The organism is Maricaulis sp. (assembly GCF_048269565.1).
GTDB lineage: Bacteria > Pseudomonadota > Alphaproteobacteria > Caulobacterales > Maricaulaceae > Maricaulis.
In genome coordinates this window covers 84,109-99,276 of sequence record NZ_JBLXIK010000008.1, presented here as the reverse complement: position 1 = coordinate 99,276, position 15,168 = coordinate 84,109, and the positions used below count along the sequence as shown (strand labels likewise).

The 15,168-nt window shown below is 63.9% G+C and carries 13 protein-coding genes; 4 read left to right on the top strand and 9 right to left on the bottom strand.

Features of this window, described 5'->3' with window-relative positions; genetic code table 11:
* Nucleotides 1-200: 200 nt before the first annotated feature.
* Nucleotides 201-878, bottom strand: a complete 678-nt coding sequence (locus ACN0YL_RS13425) for a DsbA family oxidoreductase (RefSeq protein WP_417498324.1) — start codon at nucleotides 876-878, stop codon at nucleotides 201-203.
* 310 nt (nucleotides 879-1,188) lie between these two features.
* On the bottom strand, nucleotides 1,189-2,694 hold the full coding sequence (locus ACN0YL_RS13420; protein WP_417498323.1) for a UbiD family decarboxylase: 1,506 nt from the start codon (nucleotides 2,692-2,694) through the stop codon (nucleotides 1,189-1,191).
* Nucleotides 2,695-2,957: 263 nt separating this feature from the next.
* Between ACN0YL_RS13420 and ACN0YL_RS13415 the strand changes: the two genes are divergently transcribed.
* Entirely contained in the window at nucleotides 2,958-3,401 is a 444-nt protein-coding gene (locus ACN0YL_RS13415) for a BLUF domain-containing protein (protein WP_417498322.1), read from the top strand.
* Here ACN0YL_RS13415 and ACN0YL_RS13410 read toward each other — a convergent pair.
* The 7 genes from ACN0YL_RS13410 to ubiA form a co-directional block, all read right to left on the bottom strand.
* Nucleotides 3,398-4,816 carry a serine hydrolase domain-containing protein gene (locus ACN0YL_RS13410; protein WP_417498321.1) on the bottom strand — a complete coding sequence of 473 codons (1,419 nt, stop codon included), beginning with the start codon at nucleotides 4,814-4,816 and terminating at the stop codon, nucleotides 3,398-3,400. The genes ACN0YL_RS13415 and ACN0YL_RS13410 overlap by 4 nt on opposite strands.
* Before the next feature lie 27 nt (nucleotides 4,817-4,843).
* Complete coding sequence (locus ACN0YL_RS13405) at nucleotides 4,844-5,614, bottom strand: enoyl-CoA hydratase (RefSeq protein WP_417498320.1); 771 nt, start codon at nucleotides 5,612-5,614, stop codon at nucleotides 4,844-4,846.
* A gap of 123 nt (nucleotides 5,615-5,737) precedes the next feature.
* A complete protein-coding gene (locus ACN0YL_RS13400) occupies nucleotides 5,738-6,169 on the bottom strand; it encodes a MarR family winged helix-turn-helix transcriptional regulator (protein ID WP_417492592.1) in 432 nt (143 codons plus the stop codon).
* Between the two features lie 41 nt (nucleotides 6,170-6,210).
* Nucleotides 6,211-6,861 (bottom strand): class I SAM-dependent methyltransferase, encoded by a 651-nt coding sequence (locus ACN0YL_RS13395; RefSeq protein WP_417498319.1) that lies wholly within the window; start codon nucleotides 6,859-6,861, stop codon nucleotides 6,211-6,213.
* A gap of 65 nt (nucleotides 6,862-6,926) precedes the next feature.
* Nucleotides 6,927-8,345, bottom strand: a complete 1,419-nt coding sequence (locus ACN0YL_RS13390) for a M16 family metallopeptidase (protein WP_417498318.1) — start codon at nucleotides 8,343-8,345, stop codon at nucleotides 6,927-6,929.
* A 25-nt stretch (nucleotides 8,346-8,370) separates the two neighbouring features.
* Nucleotides 8,371-9,807: a M16 family metallopeptidase gene (locus ACN0YL_RS13385; RefSeq protein ID WP_417498317.1), complete on the bottom strand. Its 1,437-nt coding sequence runs from the start codon at nucleotides 9,805-9,807 to the stop codon at nucleotides 8,371-8,373.
* Between the two features lie 111 nt (nucleotides 9,808-9,918).
* The gene (gene ubiA / locus ACN0YL_RS13380; RefSeq protein WP_417492588.1) at nucleotides 9,919-10,845 is read right to left on the bottom strand and encodes a 4-hydroxybenzoate octaprenyltransferase; all 927 of its coding nucleotides are present in this window, start codon (nucleotides 10,843-10,845) and stop codon (nucleotides 9,919-9,921) included.
* A 79-nt stretch (nucleotides 10,846-10,924) separates the two neighbouring features.
* On the opposite strand from ubiA, the gene ACN0YL_RS13375 reads away from it, so the two are divergent.
* The 3 genes from ACN0YL_RS13375 (at nucleotide 10,925) to ACN0YL_RS13365 (ending at nucleotide 15,107) form a co-directional block, all read left to right on the top strand.
* Nucleotides 10,925-11,689: a 16S rRNA (uracil(1498)-N(3))-methyltransferase gene (locus ACN0YL_RS13375; RefSeq protein WP_417498316.1), complete on the top strand. Its 765-nt coding sequence runs from the start codon at nucleotides 10,925-10,927 to the stop codon at nucleotides 11,687-11,689.
* 96 nt (nucleotides 11,690-11,785) lie between these two features.
* The gene (locus ACN0YL_RS13370) at nucleotides 11,786-13,162 is read left to right on the top strand and encodes a glutamate--cysteine ligase (protein WP_417498315.1); all 1,377 of its coding nucleotides are present in this window, start codon (nucleotides 11,786-11,788) and stop codon (nucleotides 13,160-13,162) included.
* Nucleotides 13,163-13,298: 136 nt separating this feature from the next.
* Nucleotides 13,299-15,107, top strand: coding sequence for a peptide MFS transporter (locus ACN0YL_RS13365; RefSeq protein WP_417467129.1), 1,809 nt, complete (start codon nucleotides 13,299-13,301; stop codon nucleotides 15,105-15,107).
* Nucleotides 15,108-15,168 lie beyond the last annotated feature (61 nt).

Genomic DNA, 15,168 nt, shown 5'->3' with positions numbered 1-15,168 from the left:
GCCATCTGCCGACCGCCGCGCCTGCCATCCTCACCAGCTCCGACCGCTTCGCGGCCACCTCTTCCATCAAGGAAGAGGAGGGAGATCATCGAAGCGGGTGAGATCAAACGCCCACCTCTTCCTTGATGGAAGAGGTGCGCCGGACGTAGTCCGGGGCGGAGCTGGTGGCGGCCTCGCAGTGACGTTTGCAGGCTGTCACCTCAGCACCAGCTCGCCTGGTCTTCCGGCGGGTTGCGCAGCAGTTCGAGCACATTGGCTTCGATCAGCCGGTAGCCGACATTGCCGAACAGGCGCTGGCGGCCCTCATTCATGACAAAGGTCGGGCTGCCCTTGATGGCGTGGTCGCTGCAGGTCTGGTAGTCGCGCAGCAGGGCGGTGATCGCTTCCGATGTGCACAGTTTTTCCTCGATGCGGGCGCGCGCGACGCCGAGCGCGTCGGCGATGGTGCACTGGACCTCGTAGCTGGAAATATCCTGACCCTGCTCGAAAAAGCGGCAGCGCAGCGCCCACGCAGCCTTGGCCGAGGCGCGTTCCGGCCAGGGCAGGGCGACGCCATCCTCGGTCTCGATCAGCTCGATTGCCTTGACGAAAAGGTGCGCACTCGCCGAGGAGCGCGGCCGCGCCTCGAGCCAGACGCGCGGATTGAGTTCGACATGGGGAAATTGCGCCACCACCTCGCAAAGATGCGCATTGAAGCCGTCAAACCCCTTGCCGCCTTCGATCTTGCCCCAGGCATCGGAGAAGACCGAACAGAAATGCGATTCGATCTCTATTCTGTCGCCGAACTTGGTGACCAGCTGATCGAGGCGCCGTTGCCCGATCCAGGCCCAGACGCAGAGGATATCGGAATAGTAGGTGATCTTGATGGGGGCGGGCATGGCGGGCCGGATGCTGCGGTCGGGAGCGATCTGTTTGCCTCATGCCAGACGCACTGGCGATGCGGCATATCGAGCCAGAGTTTGGCGCCCAGCCGGGACATGCTCCGGCGTCCAGCCGGTGCGTGTCCCGACTTGGTGAGGTCTCGATGGCCGCCCCGGTTTCGCGCGACCGCCGGTCAGTCCGCAGGCGTCGCGTCCGGAACCTCGCGAGTCGGGACACGCACCGGCAGAGCCGGAGCATGTCCCGGGTGCGAGACCGGGGCTTTGGTTCCACCCTGCGCTGGAATGACGGTTGGAGAATTTGGTTGGATTAAAGCTTCAACCCCAACTCCCCCCACATCGCATCAACCCGCGCCTTCGTCGCCTCATCCATATCCAGCTTTTCGCCCCACTCGCGCTGGGTCTCGTTGCCGACCTTGTTGGTGGCATCGAGGCCGATCTTGCTGCCCAGTCCGGAGACCGGCGAGGCGAAGTCGAGATAGTCGATCGGGGTGTTTTCGACGGTGACGATGTCGCGGGCCGGGTCCATGCGGGTGGAGACGGCCCACATCACGTCTTTCCAGTCGCGCGGGTTGATGTCGTCATCCACGACGATGATCCATTTGGTGTACATGAACTGGCGCAGGAAGGACCAGGCGCCCATCATCACGCGCTTGGCATGGCCGGCATAGGCCTTCTTCATCGAGATGACGGCGATGCGGTAGGAACAGCCTTCGGGCGGCAGCCAGAAATCGAGGATTTCCGGATATTGCTGCTGCAAGAGCGGGATGAAGACCTCGTTGAGGGCTTCGCCGAGGACTGAAGGCTCGTCGGGCGGGCGGCCGGTATAGGTCGACAGATAGATCGGATCCCGGCGCATGGTGATGGCGCTGATCCTGAAGACCGGGAAATGCTCGACGGAATTATAATAGCCGGTGTGGTCGCCATAGGGTCCTTCCGGGCCGTATTCGTCGAGCATGACATGGCCCTCGAGCACGATCTCGGCCTCGGCGGGCACTTTCAGTGGCACGGTCTTGCAGTCGACCAGTTCCACCTTCTGGCCGCGCAGGATTCCTGCGAACTGGTATTCCGACAGCGTGTCGGGGATGGGGGTGACGGCGGCGAGAATGGTGCCGGGATCGGCACCGAGCACGACGGCGCAGGGCAGGGGATCGGGCTTCTTGTCTTTCCAGCGGGCGAAATGCTGCGCTCCGCCGCGATGCTTGAGCCAGCGCATCAGGGTGTGATCCTTGCCCAGCTTCTGCATGCGGTAAATGCCGAGATTATAGTCGTCCTGCTTGTCGGATGAGGGGCCCTTGGTGACGACGAGCGGCCAGGTGATCAGCGGTGCCGGCTCGCCCGGCCAGCAGGTCTGGATCGGCAGGCGGTCGAGATCGATCTCGTCGCCGGTGAGGACAATATCCTGGCAGGGCGCCGATTTGACGGTCTTCGGCCGCATCGACATCACCGTCTTGGCCAACGGCAAGAGCTCGATAGCGCCCTTGAAATCGCGCGGCGGCTCGGGCTGGCGCAGGAAGGCGAGCAATTCGCCGACTTCGCGCAGCTCGCCGGCCGTCGAGCGCGGCTTGCCGCCGAGCGTCACCGCCTGGGCGACGCGGCGCACGGTGCCGAACAGATTGACCAGCACCGGCATTTCGCTTTTGACGCCCTGCTCATTGACGACATTCTCGAACAGCAGCGCCGGGCCGCCGGCGTGCAGGGTGCGCTTGTGGATCTCGGTGATCTCCAGATCGGTCGAGACCTGCGTCGTGATGCGCACGAGGTCGCCATCACGCTCGAGCTGGTCGATGAAGTCGCGCAGGGATTTACAGGCCATGTCGGGGTCTCGCTTGCACCGGGTGTAGAAACTGCAACTTCGCCGCAGAAAATGCCAGTGCGCGATGCGCCGCAGCCATGGGTTGGTTGTTTGTAAAAACCTGAGTGTGGCAAGGCATTTGCCGGCCGGCAGGCGCTCGGGCCGCCTCGATTGTCTCAGGTTTTATACGTGTTTGAGTGAAATTATCACCGTCTTTGAGACGAAGCCTTCAAGCCTTCACGCTACTCAGCAGCGGACAGGATTTTGAACGGGTAGCGGCGACGATGTTGTACAGGGCGGTGATGGTCTCGAAAGCGCAGGTCGATCTGGGCGTGGGTGCGCTCAATGGCGAGTTGGGCAGTGTCCTGGCCTGTTGCATGAAGGCGAGCACTGACCGGCAAATGACCGGCGCCCTGGTCTGGGATTATGGCTGGTTCATGGAAGAGCTCGAGGGCGAACGCGAAGTGCTGGAGGCGTTCTGGCACGGCATTGCCGGCGACCCCCGTCATGCCGATCCGCAACGCCTTGAATTCGTGCCGCTGCTGAAACGACGATATCAGACCTGGTCGGTGGGCACCTCGCGCCGCGGCCCCGCCAATCATGCCCTGATCAAAACCCTCCGCCGCAATGTCCCGACCGCCGGTGAGGTGCGGACTCACGTCCGCACCGTCATCGCCTCCGGTCTGGTTGCGGAATCGCCGCCGCTGGTGTGTGTGGCGCGCGCCTAGAGGGGCTCGTCTTCGCTGGCCCCGGCCTCTGGCACCTCAACCGGTGGCACCTCAACCGGTGCCGGGGGGCGCAATGCATCGACGACTTCGCGCGCCAGACGTCCGGAGCGTGAACTGACGCCGATCGTCGCCCCGAAGCGCACGATCACCAGCTCCTGCGCGGGCAGGACATAGCCCCACTGGCCCTGGAAGCCGCTCATCATGATGGTTTCCGGCGGCAGGCCCGTGGCCTCGGTCGGCAGCCAGAACCCCATGCCATAACCGCCGCCCGACCCCGGTGTCGGCTCGGCGACGATTGAATACCAGTCTTCCGGCAGGATGCGGGTGCCATTGGCGACGCCATTGTCGAGATAGAGCTGGCCCAGCCGCGCCCAGTCCTGGGCGGTGGCATACATGTAGGACGAGCCCTGGAAGACGCCATTCTCGCCCGGTTCCATGATGGCGGAATAGATGCCGAGCGGTTCATAGATGCGCGCCCGCAGGGCGGCGATCTGTTCCGGCAGGCTGTCGCCGAGCCGGCGCTGCATGGTGTCGGAGGCGAGGATGGTATTGCCGCTCATATATTGCCAGTGATCGCCGGGCGCATGCAGGCGTTCACGGGTGGCGGCGAAATGCGGCATGTCCCACGCCGTGAACAGCATCTGCGAATTGGGATCCATGCCGTTATTGAGCTCGGCAATCGCCAGTCCGCCGGTCATGCGCAACAGGCTTTCGACCGTGATGTCGGCGAGGCGCGGGTCGCCGACCGCGGCCAGGGCCGGGATATCGCCCTCGGCGCGGATGTCGAGCATTCCGTCCTGGACCATGGAGCCGGCCAGGGTGGTGATGACGCTCTTGGTCATCGACCAGCCATGGAAGCGGGTTTCGCGGCTGGCACCGGGAGCATAATGCTCGGCGACGAGCCGGCCCTGGTGCAGGATGGCGACGCCAAGCGTATTGCGGCTGTCCTGCGCGGCATCATCGAAAGCGCCCAGCACGGCGGCGTCGAGCGCCTCGCGGTCGAACCAGGCATCGCGGTGGGCGGTATCCAGCTCCATCGGCATGAAGTCATGCGCGACCGGGACGGTCAGGTCGGGATCGAAGCCATGGCCGCCATGCACCAGGGTGCAGCCGAGCCCGTCACGCCAGACCGCGCGCTGGGTCCAGAACAGGCCGAGGAAATTCGCGGTGACCTGGTGATTGTCGGCATCGATATGGTGGGTCAGCACGCTGCCGGCATCGCCGAGCAGCGGGTCGAGATACATCGCCCGCGCCTGGTCCGGATCAAGGCCGGAGACCCAGGTGAGTGAACACATCTGCTTGGCGACAATCCCGGTCGCCGAGGGCAGATAGATCTGCCCGATCGGTGACAGGTTGAGTGCGGCCAGGCCGGCGGCCAGAACGGCGCCGCTGGCGCCCAGAATGATACGCAGCATGTGATCGCTCCCCCTGATCGGTTCAGTCTAGCCGAAATTCGAGAAATCCGGCTTGCGGCGTTCCATGAAGGCCGTTGCCGCCTCGGTGAATTCTTCCGAGCGCAGCAATTCGGCGAACATGCCGCCTTCCAGCGTGATGCGCTCCTGGATGGCTTCGGGCGGGCGGCGCATCAATTCCTTGGCGGCGCGCAGCGAGCCGGGAGCCTTGGCGGCGAGATTGGCAGCGCTGGCCCGCGCCAGCGCCTCGACATCATCGGCGACCTCATTGATCAGCCCGTAGCGCGCGGCCTTGCCGGCATCCCAGGTCGAGCCCAGCAGCAGCAAATCGGCCGCGATGACATGGCCGAACATGCGCGGCATCACCTGGCTGGAGCCGTATTCCGGCGCCAGGGCGAGATCGACGAAAGGGGTCTTGAATGTGGCGCGCGGCGAGGCATAGACCAGATCGCAATGCATCAGCATTGTCACGCCAATGCCGATGGCGAGGCCGTCGACGGCGGCGACGACGGGCTTTTTCGCATTCAGCAGCGCGCGCATGAAGCACTCGACCGGCGGTACATCGCCACCACCGATATGCGGCGGGGCCTGCATGAAATCGACCAGGTCATTGCCGGCGGTGAAAATGCCGCCGGCACCGGCGATGATGAAGACACGGATGGCCGGATCGGCATCGCCGCTTTCCAGCGCGTGGGCTGCAGCGGAATACATCGGTCGCGTCAGGGCGTTCTTCTTGTCGGGACGGTTGAATCGGATTGTGCGGACACCTTCGGCGTCCTCGACCAGAACCAGCTCGCTCATCGCAGTCTCCCATTTGATTTTGCGGCAGACTAGAGCATCCCGCGGGCGCTTGGCCAACGCTTTTGCGCTTACGTATGCGTCAAGCAGGCTTGGCGATCAGGCCTGCCGGGCGGGCTGTCGCGATCAGCTTTCCGTGGCCAGCCGGGTGAGGACGCGGTGCAGCATGTCGCTGTCATCCTCGCCGAGCCGCGCCTCGAGCTCGGTATTGAGGCCGCGCAGGCTGATATCGGCGGCATCGCCGAGGGCGCGGCCCTTCTCGGTCAGCGAGACGACGGCGGAGCGTCCATCGGTCCTGGAGGCGGATTTGACGACCAGGCCCAGGGTCTCCATGCGGCTGACCAGGCCGGTGACGGCCGGCGGGTTGAGCGAGAGCGTGTCGCCGATCTCGCCCATGCGGCGCTCGCCGCGCCGCGCCAGCAGGAAGAGCACGGCGGCCTGGGCCGAGGTGACGCCGGCCTCGGCCTTCAGGCGTGCGTCGGCATCCCGGTTGAGACGCCGGGCGGCGATTTCGATCAGAAGGAATAATCGCCGGTCTACGGCGCGGATGCGGGCCATGGCGCGAAGCTGGCTTGATTCTGCTGTCCGGGGGAGTGGCGCTAGCGGAATTTCCAGACCTTGGCATAGCGCACCTCGCGATCTTCCAGGTCGCGCGTTACCGGCACGGTGTATTCGGCCAGCTTCTCCAGCCGGTCCTGCGGCAGGAAGGAACGCCCCGGATCGCCAATCAGCACGGTGGCGCCGCGCCGGGCGAGGTCTTCAAGCCAGCCGCCGATCAGCCGCGCCGGACCGTCTTCGTAGAAGACATCGCCGGCGAGCACGACATCCCAGCCCTCATCCGTGCCGACCAGGTCGCCGAGCCGGGTTTCCAGTGTGACGCCATTGGTCTCCGCATTGGCCTCGATCGCGGCGATGGCGAAGGCGTCGAGCTCACAGGCCAGCACCGATGTGGCGCCGGCCTGCATCGCGGCAATTCCGGAGACCGCGCCACCGGCGGCGAAATCGAGCACGCGCCGGCCGGCGACGATCTCCGGATTGTCGAGGCAATAGCGCGCCAGCGCCTGGCCACCGGCCCAGGCAAAGGCCCAGAAGGGCGGCGGCAGGCCCAGGGCGCCGAGTGCTTCCTCGGTCTGCTCCCAGATGGCCACTGTCTCGACAGCGAGATGCAGCGAGATTTCGGGCACCAGCGGCGGAGCCATCAGGGCGGTGTGGGCGCGGACAAAGCCGATCGGGTCGAGGGGGTCGGTCATGGGCGCCGTATAACGCAAAACGGCCGGACGCAAAGGCCCGGCCGTCATGGCGATGACTCTGAGTGTCAGTCCTCGGACGCCGTGATGAAATGCGCACCCTGCAATTCGGGCAGGGCGCGGACATCATCGCCGATCAGCGAAAGGTCTCCGACCAGCACCAGAACCATCTCGTCGAGCGGCAGGTATTGGCCGGCCATTTGCGAGATATCCTCATCGCTGACGGCGAGGATATCGGGCACATAGGTGTCGAGATAATCCTGCGGCAGACCCCAGAAATCCCGGTTCGCCAGCTGGCCGATCAGTCCGGCTGTGGAGGCATTCTGCAGGATGAAGACGCCCGACAGCCAGGAGCGGATATTGCCGGCCTCGGTTTCAGTCGGGGTTTCGTCCTGCAGCCGGCGGATCTCCATGAAAGTCTCGCCGAGGGCGGCTGCAGTGTCGGCGGCCGTGACATCGGCATTGAAGGTCCAGACCCCGCCGCCCATCATCCAGGTCGTGCCGGAGCCGGGCGAATAGGTATAGCCCTTTTCCTCGCGCAGATTGCGGGTCAGGCGCGAGGTGAAGGAGCCGCCGAGCAGCGCATTCATCACCGTCATGGCCGGCGCATCCGGATCGGTGATCGCCATCACCGGAAAGCCGAGCCGCAGCGTGGTTTGCGGCGCGCCGGGACGGTCAATCAATTGCACGATCGGGCCATGCCGGGCGGGCGTGCCCTGCGCCTGGTCGGGTTCGCCGCGGGCCCAGTCGTCAAAGGCGTCGCGGATCGCCGCTTCCATTTCCGCATCGTCAAAACGGCCGGCGACATAGATACGGGTGCGCCCGGCACCGAAATTGGCAGCGTAGAAGTCGCGGACATCGTCGAGCGTATAGCTGCGCAGTTGTTCCTCAGTCGGCATGTAGCGGCCATAGGGATGGCTGTCGCCAAACAGGATGCGGTAATAGGCCTCGGTCGCGATCGAGCCCGGCTGGGCGCGCTGGATATCGACATTGCGGATCAGATTCTGGCGCACGCGGTCAAATTCGCTTTCGGCAAAGTCGGGCCGGCGCACGACATCCGCGAGCAGGGCGGTCGCGTCGGCGCTGTATTGCGACAGCACATTGGTGCTCACACCCGACGAGTTCCAGCCGATGCCGACATTGATCGACCCGCCCATCGCGGCCATTGCGGTGGCAAGTTCTTCCTTGGACTGGCCGGCCGAGCCTTCTTCCATCATCGCGCCGGTGAGGTCGGAGACCCAGGTCTGGTCGCCATCATCGACATTGCCGACCCGCATCTGGACCGAGATGCGAGTTGTCGGCGCGAGGCCAAACGGAATGAAGGTGACTTCCAGACCATTATCGAGCGTGAAGCTTCGGGTCTCGGGCAGGTGGAAGGCGGGCGGCGGGCCGACCGGCGGTTGCTGATTGCCCTGGGCCAGTGCCGTTGCGGGCAGGAGGGCCAGGCTGGCGGCGGCAAGCGTCGCGCGGAGAAGTGTGTTGATCATGGTTTTCGCTCCCATCAAGGCCTGGCTATTCCGGTGAACCGGCATCATCACCGGCATCATCCGGCGCGAGCCGGACCTCGAGCACGGTGCGATTGGTCGGGCGAAGATACTCCTCAGCGGTGGCGCGGATCAGTTCCGGTGTCACCTGTTCGAAGCCCTCGGTGATGCGGTTGATGCGCGACGGGTCGTCATCAAACAGGGCGAAGGCGGCGAGCAGGTCGACGAGGCCAAAGCGGGTGCCGGTATCGGCGGTGGCGTAGAAGTCGGCGAGCAGCTTGGTTCGCGCGCGTTCGACATCGGCGGCGCTGAACGGCTCGCTGCGCACCGTCTCGATCGTGGCATCAAGCGTGCCCATCACCTCACTGACGGTGAATTCGCTGTCATGGATCAGTCCGACCGTCCACAGCATCGGGCCATCATAATTGAAGGCATTGCCGAGCAGATTGATACCGCCGAACACGCCGGAGGCATAGCCTTCCTCATTGACCAGCGAGGCGGTCAACAGGCTGTCATCACCCTGCAGCAAAAGCTGGTCCAGCATCGCCATGGCATAATATTCCGGCGTGCCGCGCTCGGGCATGTGATAGCCGACGGCGAGAGCCGGCTGATTGGCCAGCGCGTCCTCCTGCGAGGCGAATTTCTCGGCATTCTGGCGCGGCTCGCTGGTATCGATCTGTGGCAGCGGCGCACCCGCTTCGATCGGGCCGAACATTTCCTCGATCCAGGCCAGTGTCTCGCCCTTGTCGATATCGCCGGCGACAACGAGCACGGCATTGTTGGGCGCGTAGAATGTGTCGAAGAAGCCTTGCGCGTCGGCGAGGCTGGCGGCGTCGAGATCGCTCAGATCGCCGTAGAAATTGTGCGCATTGTGCCAGTTCTCGTTCGCCGCCATCGGCAGGTCGATCCAGATCCAGCCGCCATAGGGCTGGTTGATGACATTGACGAAAACCTCGTTGCGCACGACCTCGCGCTGATTGTCGAGCTGGCTCTCATCGAGATTGGGTGAGGCCATGCGGTCGGCCTCCGCCCACAATATCGCCTGCAGCGCATTCGAGGGGACGACCTCGTAGTAATTGGTGAAATCATAGCGGGTCGAGCCGTTATTCACCCCGCCCGAGCCATAAATCAGATTGTCGAAGGCACCGTGAGGCAGATTGGCCGAGCCCTGGAACATCAGATGCTCGAACAGGTGGGCAAAGCCGGTGCGGCCCTGCGGCTCATTGCGGAAGCCGACGCCGTAATAGACCCCGACCGTCGCCGTCGGCACGGTGTGATCCTCCGACAGCACCACGCGCAAGCCATTGTCGAGCTGGTAATAGCTGACATCGACCTGGAAGCTCGTGTCATGAGCGACAACCGCTTCATCAGTGGTGGTCTCCACGGCATCGACCGTGTCTGCCGGCTGGCAGGCGGTGAGGAGAAGGGCGCCGAATCCGGCCGCCAAGCCTCGATAGAGTGTCATGTTTTCCCCTTGGGTCGGCTCAAGTCTGCTGGCTACCATCAAAGACCCAAGCGGGCAGCCGGTCAAAGGGGGGTGACGAAGATTTAATGTCGCAGGCGGGTGCTGCGGGGCTCAGAGCAGGGCGGCGAGGCCAAGCGTTGCGACCAGCAGCAGGCCGGTGGTGCGGTTGGATTTGAAGATCGCCAGGCATTGCTCGCCATTCTCGATGTCGAGGAGGCGGACCTGGTTGAACAGGTGCGCGGTGTAGAGTGTGTAGGGGATCACGACCCAGGGCGTTGCGGCGCTGAGCCAGATCGCGACGCCGACCAGCACGGCATTGAGGCCGTAAAAGCCGGCAACCCAGAGCTGGGAGCTTTCGCCAAACAGGCGGGCGGTGGATTTGACCCCGACCAGGGCGTCGTCCTCGCCGTCCTGATGGGCGTAGATCGTGTCATAGCCCAGCGTCCAGAAGATCGCGGCGGCGTAGAGCACGAAGAGTTCGGGATCGAAGCGGCCGGTGGCGGCGACATAGGCGACCGGAATGCCCCAGTTGAAGGTCAGGCCGAGCCAGGCCTGGGGCCACCAGGTGATGCGTTTCATGAAGGGGTAGGCGGCGACCAGCAGCAGCGAGGCCAGCCCGACCGCGATCGCCGGCAGCGGCAATTGCAGCAGCACGACCAGGCCGACGAGGCATTGCGCCGCGACGAAGATCCAGGCCTGTTTCAGCGTCACCGTCCCGGCCGGCAGCGGCCGGTTGGCGGTGCGCGCAACGCCGGCATCGAGATCACGGTCGACAATGTCGTTATAGGTGCAGCCGGCCCCGCGCATCGCGATCGCGCCGATGGCGAACAGTACGCCATACCAGAGATCGATCCAGCCCAGCCCCTGGCCGGCCCGCGCCAGCAAAAGGCCGTGCCAGCACGGCAGGGCGAGCAGCCAAAAGCCGACCGGACGGTCATAGCGCGCCAGGCGCAGATAGGGCCGCAACGCCTCCGGCGCTTCATCTACCCAACTGCTTGGCAGGGAGTCTGCGACTCGCCGATCGAAATTCAATTGCATCCGCAAATGTGTTGCAAAGCCGGGCGGCCAATTCAAGGCAGGCTTGACGGCAAGACGCAGTGACGCCAAAGCCAAGGGCATGTCGACCGATCCCCGCCTTTTCCTTGATGCGCCCTTCGCACCCGCAGCCCGTCTCGCGCTGAGCCGCGAGGACACGCATTACGTGCTCAATGTGATGCGGCGCGGCGAGGGCGATGGCGTGCGCGTTTTCAATGGCCGTGATGGCGAATGGTCGGCGCGCATTGCCGATGCCCACCGCAAGGGTGCTATCCTCGAACTGCTGGCACAGACCCGGCCGCAGGCGGGCGTGCCCGATCTGTGGCTGCTGTTCGCGCCGGTCAAACGGCAGAAGACCGATCTCATCATCGAGAAGGCGACCGAGCTGGGCGTGCGCGAAATTCATCCCGTCACCACACGGCGCACCCAGTCCGACCGTATCAAGCCGGAGCGTTTCCATATCCTCGCCAAGGAGGCGGCCGAACAGACCGAACGCCTCGACCTGCCGCTGATCGCACCGATCGAACGGCTCGAGCGCGTGCTCGAGGGCTGGGATGGCACGCGCACGCTGTATTATTGCGATGAGGCTGGCGACGAGGCCGATGCCGCCTGGGGCGGACAGGCGGGGCGGGCGCGGCCGATGCTCGAGGTCTTGCGCGACACCGGCGCCGGTCCGGCAGCGCTGCTCATCGGGCCGGAGGGCGGATTTTCCCCGGAGGAGCGGGACCGGCTGCGCCAGCTCGATTTTGTCCGCGCCGTCTCGCTGGGGCCGCGGATTTTGCGTGCGGAGACAGCCGTAATCGCGGCGCTGGGTCTGTGGCAGGCCAGCCTGGGCGACTGGGCCTGAGCCTCACGTCAGCGTGAAACACAGAGGCTCGCTCTTGTTCAATGCGCCGCGCCTCCATATTTGAGACGGATATCAATTGCGACCGGGGGCCTTGGCATGAGCGGCACGTATAACCAGGGCGGCGAAGGCGCTCCCATCGAAGATCCCGGCCAGCTGGCCGCATATCTCGCCTCCGGCTGCAAACCGCGCGACTCTTTCCGCATCGGGACCGAGCACGAGAAATTCGGCTTCGCGCTGAAGGACCACACGCCGATTCCCTATGAGAGCGATGGCCCGAGCGTGAAGAAAATGCTCGAGGGTCTGACCCGTTTCGGCTGGGAGCGCGTCGAGGAAGACGGCAAGCTGGTCGCCCTCAAGCGCAATTCGGCCTCGATCACGCTGGAGCCGGGCGGGCAGTTCGAGCTCTCCGGCGCGCCGCTGGAAACCGTGCACCAGACCTGCGACGAGGTGAACCTGCACCTGTCCGAAGTGCGCGAAGTCGCTGACGAGATCGGCGCCGGTTTTCTCGGTCTCGGCTTTTCGCCGAAATGGTCACTGGAAGAAACACCGATGATGCCGAAGGCCCGCTACGGGCTGATGAAGGCCTATATGCCCAAGGTTGGCACGATGGGGCATCAGATGATGTTCCGCTCCTGCACCGTCCAGACCAATCTCGACTTCTCGAGCGAAGCCGACATGGTCAAGAAATTCCGCGTCTCGCTGGCGCTGCAGCCGCTGGCGACGGCGCTGTTTGCCAATTCCCCCTTCAAGGATGGCGAGCTCAACGGCTATCTCTCCTATCGCGGCCATGTCTGGACCGACACCGATAATCATCGCACGGGCATGCTGCCCTTCGTGTTCGAGGACGGCATGAGTTTCCAGCGCTATGTCGACTGGGTGCTCGATGTGCCGATGTATTTCGTCAAGCGCGGCGGCAAGTATATCGACGCCACCGGCCAGAGCTTTCGCGATTTCCTCGACGGCCGCCTGCCGGCCCTGCCGGGTGAAAAACCGGTGATCAGCGATTGGGAAGACCATATCGGCACCATGTTCCCGGAAGTGCGTCTGAAGACCTTCCTGGAAATGCGCGGCGCCGATAGCGGCCCGTGGAATACGCTCTGTGCCCTGCCGGGCTTCTGGGTCGGTCTCCTGTATGACGACACCGCCCTGGATGCCGCCTGGGATCTGGTCAAGGGCTGGAGCGCCGACCAGCGCGAAGGCATGCGCCTTGCCGCCGCCGTGCACGGCATGCGCGCCGGCTATGACGGTGACCGCTCAATGCAGGACCTGGCGAAGGAAGTGCTCGCGATTTCGCGCGCCGGCCTCAACGCCCGCGCCCGGCTCAACAATTACGGCGAGAACGAAGCCCATTTCCTTGATGATCTTGACGAGATCGCCGCCACGGGCCTGACCCGCGCCGACGGGCTGATCGAGCGCTTCAAGGGCGAGTGGAAGGGCTCCATCGAGCCGGTCTTCACCGAGTGCGCCTACTAGGTTTTTGCCGGCTTCACGTTGATTTGTAATCCAGATGAACGGCAAAGCCGTAACTCAGACTTGAGCCTTACCCCCGGGCGTGGTCAATTGCGCGCCAGAAATTGACCCGCATGATGCGGGAAAAGGGGAGGTTTGCGTGACTGATACCAATGCCACGCCGTCGGCGGCATCTGCGGATACGTCGTTTTTCGGTCACCCGAAAGGGTTGGCCATTCTGTTTTTGACCGAGATGTGGGAGCGCTTTTCCTATTACGGGATGCGCGGCCTGCTGGTCATTTATCTGACCCAGCATTTCCTGTTCTCGGATGAGCGGTCAACATTGATCTACGGGGCCTATACGGCCCTGGTCTATGTGATGACCATCATCGGTGGCACGCTTGCTGACCGTTATCTCGGGCAGAGAAAGGCCGTCACCTTCGGGGCGATCCTGCTCGTGTTTGGGCACGGGATGATGGCGTTCGAGGGGGAGGGCTCGCGCGAGATCCTCACCTATGACGGCAGCGCCTACGAGGTCACGCTCGATGGCCGCGGCGGCGATGCCAATCAGATCATTGTCTCGGATACGGGGCAGTCACTGATCACATTCGAAGATGAAGGCACTCGCCTTGTCGTCGCCGACCCCGATGCGGTTGGCCTCCCGGCTGAAATCCCGTTCTCCAGCGACATGACCCGCATCGAGCAGGATCCACTCTACGTCAATATTCTCTACTTCGCCCTGGCCCTGATCATCGCCGGCGTCGGCTTCCTGAAAGCCAATATCTCCACCATTGTCGGCTCGCTCTACAATCTCGGAGACACGCGGCGGGATTCAGGTTTCACCCTGTTCTATATGGGGATCAATCTGGGTTCCTTCCTGTCCTCGATCACGGTGGGCGTTATCGGCATCGTCTATGGCTGGAACTGGGGCTTCGGCCTCGCCGGCGTCGGAATGTTGCTGGGCCTGTTCACTTTCCTGTTCTTCCAGGGCTGGCTGGGTGGCCGCGCCGAACCACCAAATCCGGAGAAGCTCAAGGAAAAGGTCTTCGGGCCAGTCAATGTCGAGATGGCCTGTTACCTGGCCGGTTTGGGCATTATCGCGATTGCCATGCTGGCCGTGATGAATCCGGAGTATATGGGGGGCATCCTTGGCCCGCTGGGGATCATTATGTTTGTCGTGCTGGTCGGGTATGCGATCTTCAAGACCACCGGCACGGAACGTGGCAAGATGTTCGCGGCGATCTATTTCGTCCTCGCACAAATTCCATTCTGGGCGCTGTTCGAGCAGGCTGGCTCTTCGCTGACCCTGTTCACGGACCGTCTCGTCGACCGCACGATGTTCGGCATCTCGGTGCCGACCCCGGTGTTCCAGGCGCTCAACGCAGGCTTTATCTTCATTTTTGCACCGCTCGTTGCGTGGCTCTGGATATGGCTGGCGAAACGCGGGCGCAATCCCTCGACGCCGGTCAAGTTTGCGCTCGGCGTCTTCATGGCGGGGCTGGGTTTCTACGCCCTGGTCGGCGGCATGGGCGTTAGCGGCGGTGCTGGCCTGACAGCCGTCTACTTCGTCTTCCTGATCTACTGGATCCATACCATGGGTGAGTTGATGCTCTCCCCGGTCGGATTGTCGGCGGTTACGAAGCTGGCACCTCCGGCTGTCGTCGGCATGACGATGGGGGCCTGGTTCCTGTATTCGGGCCTGTCCAACTTCCTCGCCGGCGTGATCGCCGCATCAACCGGCGCGGAAACCATTGGTGGCCAGCTGACGGATGTGGCTGCAGCCAAGGCGACCTATACCGAGATCTACTCGCAAGTCGGGATGATCGCGATGGGTGTCGCCGTCGTGATGTTGCTGATCTCGCCGATCATCAAGAAACTGATGGGCGATGCCGATGGCACCATGACGCCGCATCCGGCTGAAACCGAAGCCGGCGGGCCATCCATGGACCGCTCGTCCGGCGCCCCGTAGGCACCGGACCGGCTGACAAATCAGGCCGCGGAGCACATCGCTCCGCGGCCTTTTTTGTCTG